Annotated in this window: 22 protein-coding genes; 18 read left to right on the top strand and 4 right to left on the bottom strand. The window is 45.0% G+C overall.

The genetic code is table 11. The annotated features are described in order from the left end of the window. Positions 1–37 precede the first annotated feature (37 nt). From K0625_RS08100 to K0625_RS08065, 8 genes are all read left to right on the top strand, one after another. Positions 38–412, top strand: coding sequence for a hypothetical protein (locus K0625_RS08100; RefSeq protein ID WP_220109229.1), 375 nt, complete (start codon positions 38–40; stop codon positions 410–412). A 222-nt stretch (positions 413–634) separates the two neighbouring features. Then, positions 635–1,186 (top strand): hypothetical protein, encoded by a 552-nt coding sequence (locus K0625_RS08095; RefSeq protein WP_220109228.1) that lies wholly within the window; start codon positions 635–637, stop codon positions 1,184–1,186. 135 nt (positions 1,187–1,321) lie between these two features. After that, a complete protein-coding gene (locus K0625_RS08090) occupies positions 1,322–2,995 on the top strand; it encodes an amidohydrolase (protein ID WP_220109227.1) in 1,674 nt (557 codons plus the stop codon). A 176-nt stretch (positions 2,996–3,171) separates the two neighbouring features. Continuing rightward, positions 3,172–3,864 carry a 5'-methylthioadenosine/S-adenosylhomocysteine nucleosidase gene (gene mtnN / locus K0625_RS08085; RefSeq protein ID WP_220109226.1) on the top strand — a complete coding sequence of 231 codons (693 nt, stop codon included), beginning with the start codon at positions 3,172–3,174 and terminating at the stop codon, positions 3,862–3,864. Positions 3,865–3,923: 59 nt separating this feature from the next. Beyond that, positions 3,924–4,910, top strand: a complete 987-nt coding sequence (locus tag K0625_RS08080; RefSeq protein WP_220109225.1) for a cobalamin biosynthesis protein CobD/CbiB — start codon at positions 3,924–3,926, stop codon at positions 4,908–4,910. 95 nt (positions 4,911–5,005) lie between these two features. After that, the gene (locus K0625_RS08075; RefSeq protein ID WP_041418003.1) at positions 5,006–5,383 is read left to right on the top strand and encodes a DUF2721 domain-containing protein; all 378 of its coding nucleotides are present in this window, start codon (positions 5,006–5,008) and stop codon (positions 5,381–5,383) included. Beyond that, positions 5,380–6,015 carry a trimeric intracellular cation channel family protein gene (locus K0625_RS08070; RefSeq protein ID WP_012323853.1) on the top strand — a complete coding sequence of 212 codons (636 nt, stop codon included), beginning with the start codon at positions 5,380–5,382 and terminating at the stop codon, positions 6,013–6,015. The genes K0625_RS08075 and K0625_RS08070 overlap by 4 nt, the downstream gene beginning before the upstream one ends. Positions 6,016–6,020: 5 nt before the next feature. Beyond that, positions 6,021–6,494 carry a nuclear transport factor 2 family protein gene (locus tag K0625_RS08065; RefSeq protein WP_220109274.1) on the top strand — a complete coding sequence of 158 codons (474 nt, stop codon included), beginning with the start codon at positions 6,021–6,023 and terminating at the stop codon, positions 6,492–6,494. A 66-nt stretch (positions 6,495–6,560) separates the two neighbouring features. Here K0625_RS08065 and tyrS read toward each other — a convergent pair whose 3' ends face one another. Then, a complete protein-coding gene (tyrS, locus tag K0625_RS08060; RefSeq protein WP_220109224.1) occupies positions 6,561–7,757 on the bottom strand; it encodes a tyrosine--tRNA ligase in 1,197 nt (398 codons plus the stop codon). 138 nt (positions 7,758–7,895) lie between these two features. Between tyrS and K0625_RS08055 the strand changes: the two genes are divergently transcribed. Then, on the top strand, positions 7,896–9,323 hold the full coding sequence (locus K0625_RS08055) for a peptidoglycan DD-metalloendopeptidase family protein (protein ID WP_220109223.1): 1,428 nt from the start codon (positions 7,896–7,898) through the stop codon (positions 9,321–9,323). A gap of 52 nt (positions 9,324–9,375) precedes the next feature. Next, entirely contained in the window at positions 9,376–10,485 is a 1,110-nt protein-coding gene (locus K0625_RS08050; RefSeq protein WP_220109222.1) for an anhydro-N-acetylmuramic acid kinase, read from the top strand. Positions 10,486–10,561: 76 nt separating this feature from the next. Here the strand turns inward: K0625_RS08050 and K0625_RS08045 are convergent, their stop codons facing one another. After that, the gene (locus tag K0625_RS08045) at positions 10,562–12,712 is read right to left on the bottom strand and encodes a winged helix-turn-helix domain-containing protein (RefSeq protein ID WP_220109221.1); all 2,151 of its coding nucleotides are present in this window, start codon (positions 12,710–12,712) and stop codon (positions 10,562–10,564) included. A gap of 340 nt (positions 12,713–13,052) precedes the next feature. Between K0625_RS08045 and K0625_RS08040 the strand changes: the two genes are divergently transcribed. The 5 genes from K0625_RS08040 (at position 13,053) to K0625_RS08020 (ending at position 19,048) form a co-directional block, all read left to right on the top strand. After that, on the top strand, positions 13,053–15,602 hold the full coding sequence (locus K0625_RS08040; RefSeq protein WP_220109220.1) for an alpha/beta hydrolase family protein: 2,550 nt from the start codon (positions 13,053–13,055) through the stop codon (positions 15,600–15,602). 105 nt (positions 15,603–15,707) lie between these two features. Then, on the top strand, positions 15,708–17,102 hold the full coding sequence (locus tag K0625_RS08035; RefSeq protein ID WP_232846978.1) for an alkaline phosphatase: 1,395 nt from the start codon (positions 15,708–15,710) through the stop codon (positions 17,100–17,102). A 171-nt stretch (positions 17,103–17,273) separates the two neighbouring features. Next, complete coding sequence (aqpZ, locus tag K0625_RS08030; protein ID WP_220109219.1) at positions 17,274–17,972, top strand: aquaporin Z; 699 nt, start codon at positions 17,274–17,276, stop codon at positions 17,970–17,972. A 169-nt stretch (positions 17,973–18,141) separates the two neighbouring features. After that, positions 18,142–18,519 (top strand): DUF2750 domain-containing protein, encoded by a 378-nt coding sequence (locus K0625_RS08025; RefSeq protein WP_220109218.1) that lies wholly within the window; start codon positions 18,142–18,144, stop codon positions 18,517–18,519. A 19-nt stretch (positions 18,520–18,538) separates the two neighbouring features. Further along, positions 18,539–19,048 (top strand): hypothetical protein, encoded by a 510-nt coding sequence (locus K0625_RS08020; protein ID WP_220109217.1) that lies wholly within the window; start codon positions 18,539–18,541, stop codon positions 19,046–19,048. A 167-nt stretch (positions 19,049–19,215) separates the two neighbouring features. Here the strand turns inward: K0625_RS08020 and erpA are convergent, their stop codons facing one another. Further along, on the bottom strand, positions 19,216–19,584 hold the full coding sequence (gene erpA, locus K0625_RS08015) for an iron-sulfur cluster insertion protein ErpA (RefSeq protein WP_012323842.1): 369 nt from the start codon (positions 19,582–19,584) through the stop codon (positions 19,216–19,218). Between the two features lie 100 nt (positions 19,585–19,684). Further along, positions 19,685–20,602 carry a DUF6776 family protein gene (locus K0625_RS08010; RefSeq protein WP_232846977.1) on the bottom strand — a complete coding sequence of 306 codons (918 nt, stop codon included), beginning with the start codon at positions 20,600–20,602 and terminating at the stop codon, positions 19,685–19,687. A gap of 79 nt (positions 20,603–20,681) precedes the next feature. Between K0625_RS08010 and K0625_RS08005 the strand changes: the two genes are divergently transcribed. From K0625_RS08005 to betB, 3 genes are all read left to right on the top strand, one after another. Beyond that, positions 20,682–22,409: a chloride channel protein gene (locus K0625_RS08005; RefSeq protein WP_220109216.1), complete on the top strand. Its 1,728-nt coding sequence runs from the start codon at positions 20,682–20,684 to the stop codon at positions 22,407–22,409. A 511-nt stretch (positions 22,410–22,920) separates the two neighbouring features. Next, complete coding sequence (betI, locus tag K0625_RS08000) at positions 22,921–23,526, top strand: transcriptional regulator BetI (RefSeq protein ID WP_220109215.1); 606 nt, start codon at positions 22,921–22,923, stop codon at positions 23,524–23,526. Then, complete coding sequence (gene betB, locus K0625_RS07995) at positions 23,517–24,980, top strand: betaine-aldehyde dehydrogenase (protein WP_220109214.1); 1,464 nt, start codon at positions 23,517–23,519, stop codon at positions 24,978–24,980. The genes betI and betB overlap by 10 nt, the downstream gene beginning before the upstream one ends. Position 24,981 lies beyond the last annotated feature (1 nt).

Genomic DNA, 24,981 nt, shown 5'->3' with positions numbered 1-24,981 from the left:
TAACGTACAGCAATAATAACAATTGTGAGGTATCAATTTGAATATCAATAGAAATAGTTCCCTACTCTTAGGCTTAGCTCTCTTAGCCACAACAGCACTCCCTACTTTAGCAACGGATCGTAACCCTGGAGTCATCTGCGCAGAAAAACAATTTATCACAGCTATCGACTTTGGATATGTCACAAACATTAAAGGCGGTCCAGATTGGGCCAACGCCGTAAATGTTCATCTTGCAAACGGTGTAGAGATACCACTGAACTATAAATACAACGCCAATGATGATGGAGGAAAGTCAATAATCGCCGCACTTAGAATGGCCTTCTCATTCAACAGAGAGGTCACCTTGTGGGATCATGACCATAATAACTGCGATGATTTTGATCAGGTGAGAGTTCATCCAACCCTCTATTAATGCCTATTTTTACTAGATAACTCCCCCATCTCCAAATGATGGGGTTAATTAGCCCCTATTAAGCTTACATCTGCGACATCCCACTAGCATCATTCAAAACTCCTTCCAAAGGAGAATAGACATAGACTCATCTTTATTAGATGTTATACCAATCAGTATAAAGATTTGATCAACTACTTATACTGATTGGTATTAACCAACCTCCTATGTAGGAAAGCCGAGATGTTTAAAAGAATAGGATTATTACTCACTCTTATCTGTTTAAGTTACTCATCTTTTGCTGATAGCCCATTATCAGGCAACAAACATATCTACCTTATTGATATAAAAGGTAAGGAGCTGATGATAGGTGATATCAAGTTTTCAACCTTAGCTGGCAAGACCCACTATCAGCTTCATCTGGATCACAGACTTTTTAAAGACTACTTCCTCTCCATGAAGGAGATGAAATGTTTAGAGGGTCCAGAGCTTTGGTGTCATCTTGCCTACCCCTACTCAAACCCGCGAACGATAAGCCTGAATGACTTATCATGGCTCTCCCATGATCTGTTATTTATGTATAAGAAAAAATCTGAGTTTGGTGCCAACTTTTATAACGGCATCTATTATCAACTCAGCCTTAATAACGGCGCCATAGAGGGCACAGCGCAAGCGGTGGATCTCAACCTGCTTGCCTCAGCCCCCGATGACTTAACTTTAGCTCCTATCACTGAAGCCGAGCTTGATGAGATTGAGATAGATCTGCGCTGGTTAGGGCGATTAATTATCAAATAGTGGATAGGCCAGACCTCGATACAAAGACAACACCTAATAGCTACAGACCAAGGCAATACTATCCTCTCCCCCTTCTGTTACAGTAAGACTCCTCATAGAGATACCGTCCACTTTGGTAGAGTAAAAGGAGTAACCATGAGCCGAATCTATCCGCTCGCTATTATGGCAAGCTTATTAATAAGCAATAATTTACTGGCGGTCGATTATGCAGATACGATACTAACAAACGCCAATATTTACGGGCATAAGTATGCTAACTCAATTGCAATACGCAATGGGGATACTCTATTTGTAGGCAAAACTCAAAAAGCTGAGCGTTATCGCAATCAAGATACTCAAGTTATCAATCTTGAGCAGGCCTATGTTATGCCTGGCTTTATTGATAACCATAACCATATTTTTGAGGCGGCATCAGAAGCAGGAGGGAACTGTGAGCTCGACGCTTATAAGTCACTTGAAGAGCAGATCCCCCTTTTAGTCGCATGCAGTGAAAATACTCACTCTGATACTTGGCTGATGGGCTACGGTTTCTCATTAGATGCCATCTTAAATGAAGATAATAGCTACACACCACTTGAAGTGATCGATAGTATCTTTCCCAAGCAGCCCGTGGTTCTTATGGAGCAAACATCACACTCTATGTGGGTCAACTCTGCAGCACTTAAATTAGCAAATATCACGAAAAGCTCCCCAGCCCCTCAGGGCGGAAAGATCCTTAAAGACGAGGTTACTGGTGAACTCAACGGCATTCTGCTTGATAATGCCGGAGACATCATTATGGAGATGGCATGGAATAATCTTGATAACCAGTTCTCTCAAAGTTATCAAGGACTCATCAATGGCCTTGAAGAGGCTGCAGCGCGTGGCATCACAACCATTGGTGATGGGCGACTATATTGGAAGCGGGGTTGGTACCAAGTATGGCAACAAGCAGAGAAAAATAATGACTTAACTGCCCGTGTTTCACTTCGTCCATGGATTTACCCTGCGAACTCAATGGCGTCTCAGCTTAGTTATTTAAAGAAGATGCAATCTGATGATAAATCACGCCTACTATTAGTTAATCAGGTGAAGCTCTATAGCGATGGCATTATTGTTAACGGCACGGCAAAAATATTAGCTCCCTATTTAAATACTTATCTGCAAGATAAACCCTACGGCATTAACTATATCCCAGAAAAACAGATGAAAACTTGGCTAGATACTCTTGATAAGATGGGTTATAGCGCTCATATTCATGCAATTGGCGATGGAGCAGTACGAGAGTCACTTAATGCCATTGAACTTGTACGTAATCAAGGTTCAAAAAAACCTTATACCCTCACCCATGTCGAATTAGTCGATGCAAAAGATACTCCACGCTTTGCTAAGTTGGATATAACAGCTGATTTTCAAGTCGCCTCTGATTACATTGCATTACACGACCATCAGTGGGCTGAAGCCTTCTTAGGTACTAAGCGAACCCACGCCCTAATGAACCCAAGGGCTATATTTGATACTGGTGCTAATGTGACATTAAGTAGTGACTGGAATGTACATGAACTTAATCCATTAATTAGCATTACAAACAGCTTAAAGATGGGTTCAAGGGGGTTACCTGATATCCACACGGCAATAGATGCATACACGATCAATGCAGCAAAAAGCTTAGGCATTAGTGACATAACAGGCTCTATAACGGTCGGAAAATCTGCCGACTTTGCCATTTTAGAACAAGATATTACCCGCTTACCTATCGATAAAATTGCAGATACGGCTCTACTAATGACAATACTTCAAGGTAAAATTGTCTTCGAAGTTGAAGAGTAAACTCATTTCAACCTAAGAGAGAACAAAAGCGAAAGAGATGTTCGGTAAGAAGTTGAGAAAAATGAAAATCAAATGCCAACTATCTATTAGCGACTAGGGGATTTTTCACTAAATTCAGATACGGCATGTTATATTAGCGCCCATTCGATCCAGTATGACAATTTAAGGCTAAAACAATGAAAGTAGGTATCATAGGTGCAATGGAGCCAGAAGTCGCTCACCTAATCGCTTCGATGGACAATGCAGAGTCGCAAACCTTTGCCGGTATTGAATTTGTTGCGGGCACATTAGACGGAAAAGAGGTGATAGTCACCCGCTCCGGCATAGGGAAAGTTGCCGCCAGTATTGCCACTACACTACTCATTGAAAAGTACGCCCCGGACGCTGTGATCAACACAGGTTCTGCTGGCGGTTTTGTGGATTCACTCGCAATTGGTGACATTGTTATCTCATCAGAGGTTCGCCACCACGATGTGGATGTGACCGCTTTTGGCTATGAAATTGGTCAGATGGCCCAACAACCTGCTGCATTTATGCCTGATGACAAATTAAAAGCTGCCGCCAATAAAGCCGTTGCAAGCTTAGGTGAAGTAAAGGCCATTGAGGGGCTTATCTGTACCGGTGACAGTTTTATCTGCGATCCTGTTCGCACTAAGACAATGTTGGAACATTTCCCAACAATGGCCGCTTGTGAAATGGAGGGCGCCGCTATCGCCCAAGTTTGTCATCAGTTTGAGGTTCCGTTTGTGGTGATCCGCTCACTCTCTGATAACGCAAACAATGACTCTCCAGTGGATTTTGATTCATACATAGTCAAAGCGGGTCATCACTCTGCATTGATGGTGATGTCGCTCCTTAAGCATCTATAATACTGATATAATACCAAGTGGTATAAGTTACCAAAACAGATAAAAATAAGGCTAATATCATGGTTCCTGAGTTTACGCAGCAGTTGCTCAATGATGCACCTCTGTATCAAGGAACCTTGATCTTATTTATTAGCCTTCTTCTTTCAAAAATTGCTCCACTTCCCCGCGCAGTTCAACCTCTCGTTGCCTTTAACTATCTTGCCAAAGAGATGGCGAGTAAGGTCAATCACAGCAATAGAAGTCACTCTCAGCAGGTTATCGCAGGCGCATTATCAGCCATATTACTGGTAGTGCCATTTTGGGCCATTATCACCTTTCTTTTGCAACTGGCAGCTTTCCCATGGTTTTTTGAGTTTCTCGTTCTCTATATCTGCCTCAATGATGAAAATTTTAATATCGTCGCAGAGGAGGTTAACCGCGCCCTAAACCATGAAGATAAAACCCGAGCACGCAAAATGTTAGCCCCTTGGCTTACTCGAGATACTCAGGAGCTCAGTGATGTTGGTTTAAGTAAGGCAACCATAGAGAAGTTGGTGACAACACCAGTTTATGGCACGGTCGCCAGTGTCCTTTTCTTTATCTTAGGTGGTGCTCCATTAGTCCTTGCTGCTCGTATGCTTAAACAGTTAGAGCTTTGTTGGTTACCCATAAACCCACAATTTCGCTACTTCTCACGACCTGTGTTCTTGTTAAACACCTTACTGTTTGCTCTGCCAACCTGGCTGTGGAACTTGAGTTTAGCCATACAAGGTGGACCTAAAAGCCTAGCTAGGCTCTTTAAGCCTGTAAGCCTCAATGGACGTATCTACCATGAGTTACAAACTTGCTCCATTGCTGCCAGCGTACTGAATATTGAACTCGGCGGTCCCATGAAATTCAATGGTGTAAGGGTTAATACCGCTAAATTAAGTCACGGTCCTCTCCCTGAAAAAGGGTCAATACGCGAGGCGATAAAGCTTGCTAGAGTAAGCCACGCTATCTGGGTAGGCTTCGTCGTCGTGATCCCAATGATCTGGGCAGGGCTACGTTACCTCCAAGTTAGCTGATAGTTCCCCATCTCTATGGACATTATTATCCCCCTTGGTATCATCCAAGGTTCAGGTAATCACTTATATCGCAGGCTAAGCAATTGCTAGAAAACATTCATGTATCCTTAACTACTCCGGCTCTGCTATTTCCGGCTATCTCCCTTTTATTACTGGCTTACACCAACCGTTTTTTTTCACTGGCGGCTCTGATCAGAAACCTCAGTAGTTCAGGTAAGCCTATTGAGAGTAAACAGCTCAAAAACCTGCGCCAGAGGATAAGCATCATTCGACGTATGCAGGAGTCTGGGGTGATGAGCTTTGCCCTGTGTGTTCTGTGTATGATCTTTATCTATATCGGCTTTAATAAAGTCGGTTCATTTATCTTTGGCTGTAGCTTGTTGCTGCTGCTCTATTCACTGCTGCTTTCTGTTATCGAGATCCGTATCTCAGTCGTCGCCCTAAACTACCATCTAGAAGAGATGGATCAATGACCTCTTGGTTTTACTTTTTTGATCTCTGTGGTACTGCGGTTTTTGCACTCTCTGGAGCTCTTGCTGCGGGAAGGCACCGTATGGACCCTTTTGGTGTCATTGTGCTTGCCTCTGTCACTGCTGTGGGAGGAGGCAGCATCCGTGATGCTCTCCTAGGTACTACGCCGGTATTTTGGATCCGCGACCCTAACTACATCATCGTTATCCTGCTGACCGTATTGCTCACTATGCTTATCGTTCGTAAGCCTAAACGAGTCCCACAACACACTTTACCCGTTGCTGATGCATTAGGTTTGGCCCTGTTTACTGTCATTGGCGCGGAAAAAGCATTGAGCCTTGAACTGGGTGGCATGATAGCCGTGGTGATGGGCTTGATAACTGGCGTGGGAGGGGGCATGATTCGAGACTTGTTGTGCCGTCAGGTTCCCATGATCCTAAGAACTGAGATCTACGCTACCGCTTCTATTTTAGGTGGAATAAGCTATAGTCTGAGTCTGCATTTAGGTGCGCAGGATAAACAAGCCCTAATATTTGCCATGGTAGTTGCCTTAGGAATACGGCTCGCGGCAATTAAATGGCATCTGTCTCTGCCGGCATTCGATCTAAAAACAAATAAACAGAATAAGAAGTGATCATGTTGCGATATCTTTGTCTCATATTGGTATTTATCAGCTTACCCTCCATAGCCAACAATGGTGAAATGCCCCTTGAGCAGCAGTTGGCTGTTAGGTATATCAAGGCGCTAACCGATCATGATTACAAGACCTTAATCTCCTTCTATAACCGTGAAAGTGTCTTTAATGACAGAACAGCAGGGAAGAAGTACACAGGAAAACGTCATATTCTAAGCTTCCTCAAGCGTGCTCACCAAGGGGTATTGGAGTACGGTTTCAATATCGAGCATATGTTCAATTCAGGCTCTTTAGTGGTCATGATAGGTAACTATCACTACAAGGGGCCCGGTGAGCAGTTTGGCAAGCCTGGTAAGATTATCGACTTGGCTATTCCTGGTGTCACCACAGTAAAGCTGGACATGAACACTCACAGAGTGAAAGAGCATGAAGATCTGATGGATTATCAGACCATGGCAGATCAGTTAGCGATTCAATAGTGCTAAAACACAAAAAAGCCAGCAACTGCTGGCTTTTTTAGCATCAAATAGAATCAAACAGCTTGATTATATTAGAGTAATCTTAGCAAACTTACGTTTACCAACCTGGAATACTCCACTCGTTCCCGCAGTTAACTGCAGACGCGTATCTTCAATCTTAGCACCATCAATTTTAGCTGCGCCCTGCTTAATCATACGCATACCATCTGAGGTTGAGTTCACAAGGCCAGCTTCTTTAAGCAAGTTAGCAATCGCGATCCCCTCGCCAGCAGCTATCTCAAGCTCTTCGATATCATCAGGAATCGCTCCCTTCTGAAAACGGTTAATGAACTCTTGATGAGCACCTTCAGCAGCGGCTTCATCATGGAAGCGAGCAATGATCTCTTTCGCAAGCGCTATCTTGATATCACGAGGGTTAGTGCCCTGCTCAACATCACGCTTAAACTGCTCAATTTCACTTAATGGACGGAACGAGAGAAGCTCAAGATAGCGCCACATCAAGTCATCAGAGATAGACATAATCTTGCCAAACATCTCACCGGCAGGCTCACTCACGCCGATATAGTTGTGAGCAGACTTCGACATCTTCTTCACGCCATCCAACCCCTCTAATAGAGGCATCATGATCACGGTTTGAGGTTTCTGACCTTCAGATTTCTGTAGCTCACGGCCCATCAGCAGGTTGAACTTCTGATCTGTTCCACCAAGCTCAACATCAGCTTCTAACGCAACGGAATCGTAACCCTGCAGTAGTGGGTACATAAACTCATGGATAGCAATTGACTGACCAGAAGCGTAACGCTTCTTAAAGTCATCACGCTCCATCATACGTGCTACGGTTTGCTTAGAGGCAAGACGTATCATGCCTGCCGCACCCAATGGCTCTAACCAGCTTGAGTTAAACTCGATACGAGTTTTAGCTGGATCAAGAATCTTATAAACCTGCTGCTTATAGGTCTCAGCATTAGCAAGCACCTGCTCACGCGTTAACGGAGGACGAGTGCTGTTTTTACCACTTGGGTCGCCAACCATGCCGGTGAAGTCACCAATCAAAAATATAACTTCATGACCTAACTCTTGGAAAGTACGCATCTTGTTTAAGATAACCGTATGACCAAGGTGAATATCGGGAGCGGTAGGATCGGCTCCAAGCTTAATACGTAAAGGACGTCCCTCTTTCAACTTTTCCAGCAGATCCGCTTCGAGCAAAATCTCATCGGTACCACGTTTAATTTCTGCTAATGCTTGGTCTAAATCAGCCATCTCGCCAGCTACTCCAAAGAGCCTATTAATCAAATAAAGAGGGTCATGTTACTTGTTAGCCAGCACAATTGAAAGCGTGTACACTTAAGGGATAGAGATAAATAAAAAATTGCTACTTAGCTCAATGGGAAAGGTTCGATGGGAAAGGTTATAACATTATTAAAATTGCTTCCAAAAATGCATCAAATATTGCTGACTGTTTTAGTTTCCGTAACCTTAATTATTTTAGTTTTACCAGCTGATGATGCCCAAGCATCTAAAAATGCTAACAGCCAACTCTCTGGCACTATCGAGCTTAACCATCTTGATGAGTCGTCTACAACAAGCTCTGAATTCAATAATCAAGATAAGTTGAAAGTCCCGTTAGCTTTTCGTACCCCAACACCGCCAAGTTCTGCCAGCGCCATTCCCAAAATGAATGATGAAGCTAACCTAGTCAAACCTGAAGTTTCAATTGCCGCTCTGAGAGCGGAAAAAGTTGAACAAGATCATACTGAAACCTTTAAAGTAAAAAGTGGTGACACTTTAGCAGCCCTGTTTAAACGTGCCGATCTTAGCGCACGAGATGTGTATGAGATAACCCTGCTTCCCAAAGCCAAAAAGCATCTGCTTAAGATAATGCCGGGACAGGAGATCATGATAGCCAAGAGCAGCGAGGGGGAGTTTACTCAACTTAAATTCCACTTAGATCCAGTTTCTACGTTAGTCATCAACAAAGACGACAAGGGATACAAAGAGAAGGTCGTTAATAAACAGATTGAGAGCCGCACTAAATTTGCTAGTGCCACCATCAGCAGTAACTTTTGGAATGCTGGTGTCGGCGCAGGATTAACCCCGAACCAGATCATGCAGCTTGCAACTATCTTCGGCTGGGATATCGATTTTGCCTTAGATCTCAGAAAAGATGATAACTTCTCCATTATCTTTGAAGAGGAGTTTGCCGATGGCAAGTTCCTGCGCAATGGCAACATTCTTGCTGCAGAATTTGTCAATCAAGGCGATCGCTATACGGCGGTGCGTTACACAGACGGTAACTACTACTCAGAGGAGGGACGCAGCATGCGCAAAGCCTTCCTTCGCTCTCCAGTTGATTTTAAATATGTCAGCTCTAGTTTTAACCCCAAACGTCTTCACCCTGTCACAGGCCAAGTAAGAGCCCATAGAGGGGTCGACTATGTGGCTGCTGTCGGTACGCCAATCAAGGCTGCGGGTAAAGGCAGAGTGATCAAGTCTGCTTACAACAAATACAATGGTAACTACGTCTTTATTAAGCATAACGACACCTATACCACTAAGTATCTGCACCTTAAAAAACGTAAAGTGAAGCAGGGCCAAAGTGTTAAACAGGGTCAAATAATTGGTACTTTAGGAGCAACAGGCCGAGTGACAGGTGCGCACCTACACTACGAATTTATCGTTAATGGCACCCATAGAAATCCGAGAACCGTAAAACTGCCAAAGTCTCTACCCATCGCAAATAAAGAAAAGTCGGCATTTCTAGCTCTCAGTAAGCAGATAATGACTAAACTTCAACAGAACAAACAGGTACAACTTGCATCGCAATAGATGGTGATAAGTTTATTAGCACCATCATCCAGACAAGAGTGATTAATATTTAATGAGTAAAAGTTATTTTATCGGCTTAATGTCCGGCACCAGCATGGATGGCGTCGATGCAGTATTAGTGCAGTTCAACCAAGGAGAAGCAACACTTGTTGAGCGGCATAGCCAAGCTATCCCAAAACATACCTTAAGTGGTCTGCAGCGCCTCTGCTTACCTGGAAGTGATGAGATAACTCGTTTGGGTCAGCTAGATCGCAGTGTTGGCCTACTCTTCGCCTCAGCGGTTAATGCGCTACTTGAAAAAGCTGGTGTCTCCAAAGATCAAGTGGTTGCTATCGGCAGTCACGGGCAGACTGTCAGACATATGCCCAATCTGGACATGGGATTCACACTGCAGATTGGCGATCCCAATACCATAGCTGTTGAGACCGGCATCGACGTGATTGCCGATTTTAGACGTAAAGATATCGCCTTAGGGGGACAGGGAGCCCCCCTAGTTCCAGCTTTTCACCAGCAGATGTTCTCTAAATCTGGTACCAACCGCATTATCCTTAATGTTGGTGGGATCTCCAACGTGACTTACCTACCCGGTGACGCCCAAGCAGTCATTGGTTTCGATACGGGGCCAGGAAACACGCTCGTTGATGCTTGGATACAACAGGTAAAACATGAAGCTTATGACAAAGATGGGGCTTGGGCGGCCAGTGGTGAAACCGATGAGAAGCTGTTAATGCATCTGCTCTCTCACTCATACTTCTCCATGGCTTTTCCCAAGAGTACCGGCAGAGAGTTATTTAATCAGGCCTGGCTTGAACAGCAAACTGCGGCTTTTGGTCACCTAAGTGAAGCCGATATTCAATCAACACTGCTCGATGTCACCTGCCATAGTATTGCCAAGGATGTACTAACCCTCTCTGCCGATGGGGAACTGTTTGTCTGTGGTGGAGGAGCATTTAATAGCGAATTGATGTCTCGACTACATAACTTACTACCAAGTTACCAGATAGACTCTACCGCCAGTTTAGGCATGAACCCACAATGGGTTGAAGGGATCGCTTTTGCTTGGCTTGCCATGAGGCATCACCAAGGACTCTCAGGTAACCTACCCGCGGTGACTGGCGCCTCACGGAAAGCGGTTCTCGGCTCACTCTTTCCAGCCGCTTAATCCCTTACCTTTTATCCTATTTTAATCTACGGGGCGCTCTTCCCCGTAGATTAAAGCTTAAGGCGAAGCCTTAGGCTTAGTGCAACAGCTTATGTTTTAGCTTAATAACATCCCTTTTATAGTTTTCAGAGAGAGTGATCAACAGGCTATTGTTGTTTGGAATATAGGCCATGGCTCCTGAGCGCGGGATACTGTTAGGTGGCAGCTTAAGAATAGGCGTCACGAGTTCAGTATTGAAGCGCCAAAAGTTGATCAACTGATAGCGGCTACCGCTTTCTCTAAAATAAACCCCCTTATCTGTCGCCACCCAGTTATACCCTTCATCAAAATATTTACTCTCAATGATCTGACTAGCCACTTTAGGCTCTGACAGTGACAACATCCATAGCCCATCACGACTATATTGAGTAAATACCAACTTATCTGCATCGATCATCTTACCAAGTCGCATATTGATAGAGCTTATTACTTTAGGCAGACGATTATCTAAGTAAAACTCAGTGATCCCATCTTCCGTTCTTGCCAATACCATCTCATCACTCCAGCCCCAGCTTGGGCGGTTATGGTCAAGATATGGCGTGGCTAATATACTGATGTTAGATGTATTAATATCGAGTACATGAATTTTATTGCCCTCGTTTTTATCATCGGGAGCTAAAAAAGCAACCTTAGTGCCGTCATGGGACCAACTTGGGTAGGCGACGCGGCGCTTGAGATCGGTATGTTGTCGCCTTGCTCCGCCATCTAACTCACTCGACCAGATCTCATTAAAGCCTGTCTCATTCGACACATATACAATGCGCTTAGCTGCAGCTGAATAATCAGGGTTACGGTAGCTGTATTCCACCTGAAGTAACGGAAAAGTGGCTGTCGGAATCGACTGCTCCAGTGCAAATGATGCTATCTGGTAATCTCGCATATAATTAGAGTAAACAAGCTCATTACTATTGGGAATTGAGCGAGGATAACTCATCCCTTCAACCTCTAGAGAGTGGATCTCCTTATCATCGATACCCACAATATAGCCATTTCTTACCCCAGAGTTTTCGGTACTGAAGATAACTCGCTCATTATCTTGGTGCCAGCTAAGCCCCCTTATATCCTCTAAACCGAAGGTTAAACGTGTCTCTTCACCCGTATCGATATCACGAATAAAGATATCTTCAGAGATATTACCAAAGCGCCTTGCGATAGCCAGCCAGCGGCCATCAGGACTAAAGGTCATATCCCGATCCTTGGAGCCGCAATTCTCAGCACAGGAGAGCCGTACAGGCACAGCCCCTTTATCTTTCAAATTAAGTTGATATATCCCAGAATGATGTCCATTTCCCTCATTCCATATATACACCAAACTCTTGCCATCCGGTGAGATATCGATAGCTGCACTATCGTCATAACAGCTACCAAGTTTAGTGGCCTCGTTACTATCTAGATTCAGTGTTGTGAGGTAGCATTTTCCCTCTTTTATATGCTCAGAGGGGTAATAGAGTGCACCGCCATCTGGGCGCCAAACCGCTCTATACTCTGATGTTTTTGTTGAGGTTAGCCGTTTAGGGGTTTCCGTCGGTTTAAGCAGATCTTTAAGATATAGGCTGGTTCGCCGATTATTACTACGACTGCTATAGACCAACCAGCGCCCATCAGGGGACACAGCAGGGTATAGCTCGGCGCCTGCTGCCGATGTCAGCTGTTGCCGCTCTGTTGGCGAGTAACGAATACTGTCCTGATAAAAGTGAAATACACTGAATAAGCAAAAAAGAATAAAGGTTATCAAACTGACCGTGACTAACCTGCGATTAAACAGAGTGAGATATTCAACTTTTGCTTGCTCCTGCTGGTAGAGATCTGGCTCATCCACAAGATCGGCTTCATCAAACACAGGTTCAATCAGAAGGCGATAACCCATTTTACGTACAGTCTCAATTGCCTGCTCCCCTTCCAGAAGAGGATTAAGATGCTTTCTAAGGTGCCAGATAGCATTGGTCAGTGCTTTTGTTCCCACATAAGCATTTCCCTCCCAGATCTTATCGATCAGCTCCTCGCGGGGAACGACTCTGGGATGCTGGCGAGCCAGGTAACTAAGCAGCTCGATAAACTTGGGTTGGACAGAGATTTTACTTGAATTATCTTCGCCATCTCCACAAGCTGAGAAATTAAGACTGTTATCATTTGGATTGACTTCACACTCCCCAAGCCTGAACACCGCCTCTTTTTTAATCTCTATCATTGAGCTCCCCAACTTGTCTTGAATTCGTTTTTATTTTTCTCAAGTCCTAATCTTAGATTTTACATCTATTCAACACAGATACAAGCAAGCATTAACCTCCAAAGTAATAGATAAGCAATTGATAAACAATGACATAGATGTTAAATAGATGTATAAACAACAAATAAACGACCCAAGGAAGATTGCTGTAATCAACCAAATTCACTACAAGTATAACCAGCTTATAATCGGCTCAAATTTTAACTAAATGCAGACGCTACTCACTAAGAAGTAAAACAAAGCAGGCGTCTCAATAGTAGTTAACTCCGACTTACTACTTTCTCATCTTCAGGAGATAAGAATGTTCCATCCCACCTTTGCAAGGTATGCTTTAATCGCATGTTCAACACTACTTATCTTCACTCCTCCCCTATTCAGTAGTGAATACCAACTTCCCTCAAAGCCTCTGCAAGATGTGGTTAAACAGACAAAAAAAGTCAGTACACGTTTATCTGACAACGGACAATGGCTGGCAATTCTTACCCCTAAAACCCACCCATCGATTGAGCATTTAGCACGGGAAGAACTCAAGCTTGCTGGACTCAGATTATCCCCAAAACAGCTTATTCCTAGCCGAGTAAAGTTCAGCTATCTCAACATAGAACTCGTTAATTTAAAGCAAGTAAACCTAAGTAAATCGGGGGCTGATAACACAGAGTTAAGCCAAGCACCTATTAGCATTGAGATCCCACCAAGCGTTGAATTAACCAATGTTCAATTTTCACCCGACAGTCGCTATCTAAGCTTTATCGGGCTTTCAGATACAGGCGCCGATCTCTACCTCTATGAGATAGAAACTAAGCTCACCAAAGTCATAAACCCAAAACGACTTAACGCTACACTTGGGCTTAACTACTACTGGCTAAACAGCAGTAAGGGAGTGATCACTAACCTTGCGACTAAAACACCGAACATTAAAACTAACTCTATAAGTATCACCCCTAACATCAGCGAGACATTAGGAAAAAAAGCCCCCAGAAGGACCTATCAAGATCTGCTTAAAAACCCTAGTGATGAAGTAAGATTCAGCGCATTAACGACTAGCCAACTGACCCTAATCTCACTTGATGGCAAGACCACCAACATAGGCGAGCCGGGGATAAATCTCAGTTATCAACTATCTCCTGATGACAACTACTTACTGGTAAAACGCATCGCACCACCATTTTCCCATATGGTTAAGTATTATGATTTCGCACAATCGGTAGAGATTTTTTATACATCAGGTAAAAAGCTGTCAACTTTGGCCTCACTAGAGAGCAGTGAATACCGGCCGCCAGGAAGTGACTCGGTTAGGAAAGGTCCTCGCATGATACATTGGCGCAGCGACAAACCCAGTACCTTAGCCTTTGTCAAAGCTTTGGACAGAGGAGACAGCAGAGTCAAAGCGTCTCACAGAGATCAACTACTGCAACTCGATGCTCCTTTCAATCTCCCCCCTAAACCTTTAGTTAACACTCCCTGGAGGATCAGCCAGATAACATGGGGAGAGCAAAACAGGGCGCTGATCACTGAGCGTCATTCAGACAAAAAACAGATGAGAGTGAGCTTTCTCAATACAGAAGCGAGCAGTGAACCTCAGCTAGCTCTTTGGTATCAAAAAGCCATACGCGACACCTATAAAGATCCCGGAAAACTTTACCGTACCCAAGCCTATAATGATGGTAAGCCTTTAGGCCGTGTATTTCATATGGAAAATAACACCTTACTTCACTATGGACTCGGTGCATCTCCCCAGGGCTATCAACCATTCTTAAAGTCCCTCACCTTAAAAAACATAGATGAGCAGCCCACTGACTACCTCTCTAATACACTATGGCGTTCATCAGATAAGCAGCTTGAAACCGTGAGGTATGTGATAGATCTTCAGCCTCTCACCTTAGTACTAAACCGGCAATCCAATGACACGCCTTCACACCTAGTTCTGCTCGACGTCGAATCTGGAAAAGAGAAAGTTTTATACCGCAACCCTCAGTCACTCAATGCATTTAAAGGGATGAGCAGACAGCTTGTAAAATACAAACGTGAAGATGGCGTACCGCTCTCTGGCGTGCTTTATCTGCCCTCAAACTACAAGCAAGAGGATGGTCCACTGCCAGTATTAATGTGGGCCTACCCTCGAGAGTATAAGAATACCGAAGTGGCGAGTCAGGTTAATTACTCTGAGAATCAGTACACACAGATAAGTGCCAAAGGACCAGTCCCATTTGTTGCTAACGGATTTGCTGTGTTCGATCGCGTAGCCATGCCCATCATAGGCGAAGGGAAAGATAAGCCCAATGACAGTTTCAGAACTCAACTGGTCAACAATGCCCAAGCCGCTATCGACACACTCGTCACCATGGGCGTTGCTGACAGAGATAGAGTAGCCATCGGTGGCCACTCCTACGGCGCATTTATGGTCGCAAACCTCTTGGCTCACTCAGATCTATTTGCCGCAGGCATCGCCAGAAGTGGCGCCTATAATCGAAGCTTAACTCCCTTCGGCTTTCAACATGAAAAGCGTAACTACTGGGAAGCACCTAGCCTATATCAACAGATCTCTCCCTTTACCCATGCCGATAAAATTGATGAGCCCCTGCTACTGATGCATGGAGAGATGGATTCAAACTCAGGCACCTACCCGATGCAATCCGCTCGTTTATTCAAAGCTATCCGTGGACTTGGTGGACAAGCAAGATTGACCACCTTCCCCTATGAAAGTCACAGTTATAAAGCAAAAGAGTCCATTCTCCATATGCTTTGGGAGCAGGAAAGCTGGCTTGAACAGCACCTACAGCAACCAAAGCTAACAGGCGGAAGTGGGCGCTCAAATAGTAAAGCTTTAACACCTCAAGTGTCACTTCACTGAGTCGATTCGCCGCTGAAATTAATTTAAGGTTTCGGCGGCAACAAACGCCTCTTAACGCTATGGTTTTCTCACACTCTAGATAGTCTATTTTTCGGGAAGTAATTTATGTTTCATCTCAACAAACGCCTTACTTTATCAGCTATTTGTTGCTCTATTCTTTCAATGCAAGTGTTAGCACAAAATCCCCAATCCAGTCTTGCAATGGCAACAGATCAGCTACCGAAAAATATCATCTACCTCATTGGCGATGGCATGGGGCCAGCTTATACATCGGCATACCGTTACTATGCAGATAACCCAGAGACTAAAACGGTCGAAAAAACCATCTTTGATCGCCTCCTTGTGGGCAGCTCCAGCACCTACCCAGATGATGACACCTATGTGACCGACTCCGCAGCCTCAGCCACAGCCTTGGCCACCAGCAGTAAAACCTACAACGGGGCTATCTCTGTCGATCATCAGCACACACCAATCACAACCCTTTTTGAGATAGCCAAAGCTCAAGGTAAAACAACCGCAGTGGTTGTCACCTCACAGATAAACCATGCAACCCCAGCTAGCTTTTTAGCCCATAACGAAAGCCGACGAAACTACGATGAGATAGCCGATAGCTACCTAGATAACTTAATCAATGACCAGCCGATAGCCGATTTGATGCTAGGGGGAGGCACAAAGTATTTTGTCAGAGAAGATAGAGACTTAACTCAAGAGTTTACCCAGCTTGGTTATCAATATATCGATAAACTTGATGAGTTAAACACGATAAAGTCACTTCCGGCTTTAGGCCTTTTTGCCCCTAAAGGGCTAGCTTATGCACTCGGTAGTGATGATCCTTTACGATTAACATCCATGACCCGCAAATCCCTTGATCTGCTTAGCGCTAAAAAATCACCTTTTGTGCTCATGGTTGAAGCCAGCCAAATAGATTGGTGCGGTCATAAAAATGATATCGTCTGCGCCATGGGTGAGATGCATGACTTTGCCAATACCCTCGAACTGGTAAAGGCCTATATTGACGCCAACCCTGATACTTTACTTATTGCAACAGCAGATCACTCGACAGGCGGGCTGACACTAGGACGTAGCGGTAAATATCAGTGGAAAGGGAGACTACTTCAGCAAGTCACCACTCTACCCAAGGGTATCGCACACCTGTTAATGGCCGATACAAGTGTTCTTGAGAAGAGCGAGTCCTTCTCCACATTTTTAGCTCAGCATATTCAGTTTGAGATCGATGCCAGAGAAATGAACTCACTGCGACTTATCCTTAAAGATGGTACAAAACAAGCTAAAGCACTAAAAGCGATAGAGAAAGAGTTGAAAATCTTTATTGATAAAGCCACCTACACAGGCTGGACAACCGGTGGCCATACCGCTATTGATGTGCCCATTTTTGCCTATGGCAGAGGCCAGCAATATTTCAACGGACATATGGATAATACCGAGATAGCAGCTAAATTAATCGAGATAATGGACCCGCAGGATGTTAATGGGAAATAGAATAAAACCGCAGTGATTAACTCTGAAAGCAGCACAGCCAAAAGCATAAAATATAAATTTTACTTTCCATTTGTGTAGTAATGCGTACAGTAATAGAGTCTACTTTTTGCACGTTACTCCCCGATAACACATATGATATGGGGAGGGCGACAAAACAAAAGGAATGTTTAAATGAATATGACTCAAAAAATGGCTGCTGAATTTATTGGTACCCTTTGGCTTGTTTTAGGTGGATGTGGCAGTGCCGTCATCGCCGCCGCTTTTCCCGAAGTTGGAATCGGTCTGTTAGGTGTGGCATTTGCTTTCGGCCTAACGGTGCTCACTATGGCCTACGCTGTTGGCCATATCTCTGGGTGTCACCTTAACCCTGCCGTCTCTTTTGGCCTATGGGCTGGCGGACGCTTTCCCGCCAATGAACTTGTTCCCTATATTATCGCTCAGGTAGCAGGTGGTATTGCCGGCGCTGGTATCTTATATCTAATCGCATCGGGTAATGCCGATTTCAGCCTAGCCGACGGTTTTGCCTCAAATGGTTACGGCGCACATTCACCGGGCGGTTACACCATGACCTCAGCCTTAGTGACTGAGATAGTCATGACGCTATTCTTCCTGCTTATCATTTTAGGTGCTACCGATGCTCGCGCTCCACAAGGCTTTGCTCCTATCGCTATCGGTCTGGGGCTCACCTTAATCCACCTTATCAGTATTCCTGTCACTAACACATCTGTGAACCCGGCTCGTAGTACGGGTCCAGCACTCTTTGTCGGTGACTGGGCAATCTCTCAACTCTGGCTGTTTTGGGTTGCCCCCATCGCTGGCGCCATTATTGCCGGCTTCATCTACAAGTTCTTCAACACTAAAGAGAACTAGTCACTAAAAAGTAATACCAAGTGATACTTAAACGGCGCGCAAAGCGTCGTTTTTATTTCGCTTCTGTAAAAAAGCAGATCCAAACACGAAATCTTTTAGCTTCCTTCCGGTGAGATGTTATTATCAGCAGCAATTGGCCAAGAGCCCAGCAAATAGATGAGATATCACCATGAGTAAAAGCGCAAAAGATGCAAGTCAAATGACACCCGAAGCCCGTTATGACTACTTTGTCGAGCAGGCAAAGGTGCATAAAACACTTTGGACGCTACAGGACAATGATGGTTGCGTCATGCTAACCACAGATGATGAAGACTGCATCCCTATGTGGCCAAGTGAAGAAGCGGCAAACTCATGGGCCGTTGATGACTGGAAAGATTGTACAGCACTCTCAATCCCACTGGACGAGTGGTTAGAGCGTTGGGTTCCTGGTATGCAAGATGATGATCTTTTTGTTGCGGTTTACCCAGTTCAAGATGATCTTGGTGTGGTTATCGAACCTTACGATGTTGAGCAGCGTTTAGCACCTAAAAAGCAGCAGAAGCACTAAATAAACGCAGGAGCACCACGTGGAGAGTCACACCTCAAAACCGGTTGAAGAGGCAGTTACTGAGACTGTCAGCGATACAGGCAATCAAGAACAGCCTAAGGCGAGCGCTGCTGAGCTTGCTAAAAGTAAGGCTAAACTACCTAAGAGGCTTGGGGCCCTGTGCCTCTTCTTCGCTATTGCTTCCATCAGTGGCATAGTCGCAAAACAGGGGGTTCTCTTTTGCGTCTTAACCTTGATGATGGTCGTTGCCATTCTTGGTCGTCAGAGAACCGCCATGTATATGCTTCAGGGCTATACTGTGATACAGCTAGGACTGGTCAGTATGTTACCTGTTATCCTCTACGATCCAGATAACCTAGTTGTCGGCAACCCTTCGATATTCAGACTAGGCGAACTTGAAGCGAAAGTGCCAGATTACATCATCTTCGCCATCTTGATCTTACTCTCCATGCTCCAAGTATGGATAGCCTTTACTCCCAAGGTAAAAGCTTATTTTAACAGTAAGATAAACATGAATATCATGAGTTAGCGCCAGCTTTCGAAGCACAGAAAGTTGCGAGTATAAACATACAGAAGCAGATAGAGATGCCAGACACAAAGCCCATAGTGCTCATCCCTGATCTCTGGGCATAAAAAAAGCCAGCGAAAGCTGGCTTTTTAATCTCTGTGATACCTACCAATTGATGGTAATACCAATTACACAGAGAAGCTCGCACCACAACCACAGGTCGTCGTTGCATTAGGGTTTTTCACGAAGAAACGAGAACCTTCTAGGCCTGAAGTATAATCAACCTCGCCACCCACTAAATACTGCAGGCTCATAGGATCGACAACAAGCTGTACGCCCTGCTTTTCAACAGTAAAGTCACCTTCATTCACTTTCTCATCGAAAGTAAAACCATACTGAAAACCAGAACAGCCACCACCGGTAACATATACTCGCAGTTTCAGCGCATCATTTTCCTCTTCTTCGAGCAGGGTTTTCACCTTTGATGCTGCTGCATCCGTAAACTGGATTGGCAACTCATCTTGTTCTGTCGCTTGTTCAGCTATCTCTTCAGACATTAGTACCTCTTACATCGATTAACTGCGCGGGATTATCCGATACCTGACCATTTTGTTCAAGTATTATACCCTAACGGCTTGGGTATTTGCTTATCTCTTTCTATTTCTGTGACTCATTCACCGATCCACTGACAGCATCACCAGCTTTCACCTCAAGAGTTAATGTATCAACAGCGGGAACCTTTATCACATCAACTGACTCAGGTTTATTATCCGCCTCCGGCTCTTTAAATTCTAGTGTATTTTTCAACGCTTCCTTAATGTCGGCATCGTCAGAGCTCTTGTCGGCAGTCACCAGTTGCGGCAGAAGTTGCTGCGCACTGTATTCAACCTCTGACTCTGAGCCCTTGGTCCAACGGCTCGAAGGAACCTTAACCTTGGCTTTTACCCGAGAGAGTTCAAACCCTTCAGGTAGAGTGACTTCAGCCTCTAAGATCTGAAAGTAGCGAAACTTAAAATCAAACACCTTTTTATCGCCCAGCAGTTCTGCGACATCTAACTCGACAACTTTCCCCGCCTGTTGACCAACCAAGATGATCGATGACTTACCCTTTAGTGACTGCTTACGTTTCTGTAACTGAGTAAGAATAAGCTGAATGCGGTACTGCCTCGGCAATATACTGGGAGTTAGCTCAATGGCTTCAATCGTCACGCCATCGGCACTGCTCTCGGGCGCCATAATGCTACGATAGAAATTAAGCTCTCGCTCCAACTCACGCTGTTTATGGTGCTGCTCGGCAAACATCTGCTGCATCTTATCGCTGGTTTCCCGCTCCAGCACCAGTTCTAAATTCCTAGACGCAAGCACCTGAGCCTGAGCATTGAGCTCTCGAGTCCATTTTTGAATCTCATCTGTGTTACTCTGGGTTTTAGGTTGATTGTGATCGAACCAGAGACTCATGCTCAAGCCACCAAGGGCAAACGCGACCAAGACGAGAAATAAGAGGTACACACTCGATGGTCTGATCTTGCGCTCAATCATTTGCATACGATCGACCCAACGATGATAATTTGACATGAACTAACAACCTCTTCTCTTAATAGTTTTAATATCTTATATTAACTCTTGTCTCATTCAATCATGATTGCGACAAAGGATGTACTGGAAGGCGCTTGTGCTCTATAGACTGAAGAAAACCCGAGCCAAATGGCAGATATACCTAAAGTCTGATCTTAAAGATACGCTATCTCAGGCTAAGATAAGCCTGCAGCTCTCCATACTCGCCTTATTGTTCGCCCTGATGGCATCGGCTGTGATCATCCTATTTCGCCTATTGCTGCTGTGGATCAACACCTTTACCGAAACCAGTGAGCTGGATTTTACTGAGATAGTTGACGACTGGCGAGTCTTATTACCGCTTATCGGCTCAGTTTTGATCTGGTTTGTCGCACGAATAAGCTCTAAACGTTACAAACGCATGGGAATCGCTTATGTTTTACACAGGGTAAAGCTCCACTACGGTAAACTCCCTCTGCAATCTGCACCCAGCCAGTTTTTTCAGGCGCTATTCGCTTTAGCCACTAACTTCTCAGTCGGTCGAGAGGGGCCCGTCATCCATCTGGGCGCAGTCACAGCCAGTGTATTGGCCGAAAAATTTAAACTGCCGGACAACAGCGTACGTATTATGTGCGCCAGTGGCATCGCCGCAGGTATCGCTGCCACCTTTAATACCCCACTAGCGGCTGTGATTTTTGTATTTGAAGTTGTCCTGCGCGAATATAAAGTGCACTACTTTTTCCCCATTATCATTGCCGCTATCTGTGGCACTGTGACAAACCAGCTGGTGTTCGGCAACATACATGAATATGATCAGATAGGCATCACCCATATCCCCTTCACCCAATACCCAATATTAGCAATCTGTGGACTAATCTTAGGTTGTATCGCAGCTCTATTTAACTCATCACTTTTAAAGGTGACTCAAACAGGTCAGAACTGGCCACTTATCTATCGGGTTTTGCTCGCGGGTATCGTCACAACTATCGTAGGTATCTTCCTGCCTGAAGCGCTTGGCAGTGGCGACCTTGCGATCGATCAAGCCATCAGTGAGCACCCTAGTATTCTTTTTTTAAGCGCACTCTTAATTGGTAAAATTATCGCCACTATCGCTGCTATCGGGCTCGGTATTCCTGGTGGGATCATCGGCCCACTGTTTGGAATAGGCGCTCTGATTGGTGCCATCTTAGCCCTGTTCAGTGCTCTGCTCTTCCCCTCGATTGCCCCCTATATCGGCCTTTACACCATCATAGGCATGACAGCTATCATGGGGGTGTGTCTCAGTGCACCATTGGCGGCGCTGGTCGCCCTACTCGAGATGACCAATGATCCCTCGATTATACTGCCAGCCATGTTCGTCAGTATTCCGGCCTTTCTAGTCGCGCACCAGGCCTTCAACACGAAATCGCTCTTTCTCAAACAGTTAGACATTATGGGATTAGACTATCGTGTCTCTGCGGTTGAACAAGCGCTACAGAAAATAGGTGTACGCGCCCTAATGGACAAGCGTATGGTGATTGTCACCGATAATGATGAACTCCTGCTTGAGGTGCTTAAACGCGCCGAAGGCCGTTCAGTGCTGGTACGCAACGCTCAAGGACAGATGGAGATGCTACAACTTGAGATGCAACTCGCCGATGAGGAGAGCGCTCTCACCCGCCATCCCATCGAAGGCTTGCCCGATACAGCCACCCTAAATGAGGTTTACGCCATTCTCTCAAAAGAGCGGCGTGGCGAGGTCTACATCTACCAAGAGCACAAAGAGAAGATAGTCGGCGTTATCGGTTGGGGGGCATTACAAAAAGAGATACGTTCAGGGCAAGTTTAGGGCTAGCCTGCAACAATGCTTTTTTCATCTCTTTTAGCTGCTATTAACTGAAACCTGCTAGCTGAAATAGTTAGGGCTATCATCACTGTTGAGCACCTGTACTCTAAACTCCTCAGCGAGCTTTAACACCTCTTGGATTCAACAACCCCATCTGAGTACCATCTGTTATAACACCAAAGATTTAAATAGAAAGTCCCATCAGTCACGCTAGTGGGTTAAAGATTACGGTTAAAACTAATTTGTACTCAAAATTAATTTATCTCTAGTTGTCTCTTAGTAAGACACATTCAAACAGACGTTTAACTAATTATTAAACAACAACTTAAAAAATACAACCCACCACCATGAAACCCAAAAACAGTTCCGTGACGCACCCCTCAATTTCGGATAAAGCTTGATAGTTACAGCTCTAACCATTAGAGTTGTTATTAATTGAACGTTCAATTAACAATGTGTAGTACCCAATTCCACATAAAAAATAACAATAATCAAACAGAGGAATTCGCTCTCTATGCCGCGCCCGCCAATGAAAACCGTCCGACAGCAACAGCTCATCGACGCCACCTTAGTCTCTGTTGAACGCCACGGTCTGCACAACACAACCATCAATACAATAAGTGGGTTGGCAGGGTTATCATCTGGTTTGATTAGCCATTATTTCGGTGGCAAGCAGGGGTTGATAGAAGCAACACAAAAATACCTTTTAGAGCAGCTAAAACAAGCTCTGTTAAGTCGCACATCCGGTAAAACCTTAACACCACTTGAGCGCTTACATGCCATTGTTGAGGCTAACTTTACCGAGCTGCAACGTTCAAGACCAGCCACAAAAACCTGGCTCAGCTTCTGGTCACAAGCCATGCATGAACAGGGACTGGCCAGACTGCAACATATCAACAACCAACGCTTATACAGCAACCTATTGTTCTCTTTTAAAAAACTTCTTCCACAAGCTGAGGCCATCACAGCAGCCAAACAGACTGCCGCCATGATTGATGGTTTTTGGCTGCGTAGCGCACTCGACGCAGCACCTGAAAAAGAGTTCGAACAGGCCCAGATTCTATGTAAAGCCTTTATCGAGGCAGTGATCATGTCGTACGGAGAAACCCGATGTCACTAGTTGTTTATCCAAATTATATCCACGGAAAAGCGCTCCATAATGAGAGCGGAGAAACCTTTGAGGTCATCAATCCAGCCAATGGAAAAGTGAACTATTTAGTTGAAGTTGCCGATGAGAAAATTCAGCAAGCGGCCATTGAAAGCGCTAGAGCGGGATTCAACACTTGGTCAAAGATGACTGCCATGGAGCGCAGTCGCATTCTACTTAACGCCGTAGCGCTGCTTCGGGAGCGAAATGACGAGCTTGCAGCCATTGAAGTACAAGACACAGGAAAGCCTTGGCAGGAAGCATCCGTTGTCGATGTGGTTACCGGAGCCGATTCAATCGAATTCTTTGCAGGACTCGCCCCAAGTATCGAAGGCAATCAACAGAGCGTCGGCGATGACTTTTACTATACCCGCCGCGAACCACTGGGGATCTGTGCAGGTATTGGCGCTTGGAACTACCCACTACAGATAGCTTGCTGGAAATCAGCACCTGCACTGGCATGCGGTAACGTCATGATCTTTAAGCCATCTGAGGAGACACCGCTGGGCGCACTTAAGCTTGCAGAGATCTTCACTCAAGCTGGCGTTCCTGATGGGGTATTTAATGTTGTTCAAGGCGATGGCCATGTCGGTGCTTGGCTAACCAATAATGATGAGATTGCCAAAGTCTCCTTCACCGGTGAAGTTGGTACAGGTAAAAAAGTGATGGCCGCAGCAGCAAGCTCGCTCAAAGAGGTCACTATGGAGCTGGGCGGCAAGTCACCGCTAATCATCTTCAATGATGCCGATATCGATAATGCAGTATCAGCCGCCATGCTTGGTAACTTCTACACCCAAGGTGAGATCTGTACTAACGGGACTCGCGTCTTTGTGCAGCAAGATATCTACCCTGAGTTTATCGAGAAGCTTCTTAAACGTACTCAAGAGAATATCGTTTGTGGCGACCCTATGGATCCTGAGACGAATTTTGGTGCGCTTATCTCTAAAGATCATCAAGACAAGGTCTTAAACTACATAGAGATTGGTAAATCAGAGGGCGCTGAGCTGCTAACAGGTGGCCATGCGCTAACTCCTAACAACTGCCCTAATGGTTACTTTGTTGCCCCAACCATTTTTGGTCAATGCAGTGACGAGATGACCTTGAGCAGAGAGGAGATATTCGGTCCTGTGATGTCTGTGCTGCCATTTAACGATGAAGATGAAGTGATCCGCCGTGCTAACGATACCCGCTTAGGGCTGGCAGCTGGCGTGTTCACTCAAGATATCACCCGTGCTCATCGCGTTATTCATCAGATGCAAGCGGGTATTTGCTGGATCAATGCCTATGGTGCCTCTCCTGCAGAGATGCCCGTTGGCGGTTACAAAATGTCGGGAATTGGCCGTGAAAACGGCAGTGAAACCCTAAAAGCTTACACCCAGACCAAAGCGGTTTATGTGGGTATGCAGCCCCTTGAAAGTCCATTTTAAG

It is taken from the genome of Shewanella nanhaiensis, from assembly GCF_019457885.1.
GTDB classification, from domain to species: Bacteria; Pseudomonadota; Gammaproteobacteria; order Enterobacterales; family Shewanellaceae; genus Shewanella; species Shewanella nanhaiensis.
The sequence above is the reverse complement of the archived record's forward strand: the minus strand, read 5'-3'. Positions and strand labels throughout refer to the sequence as shown.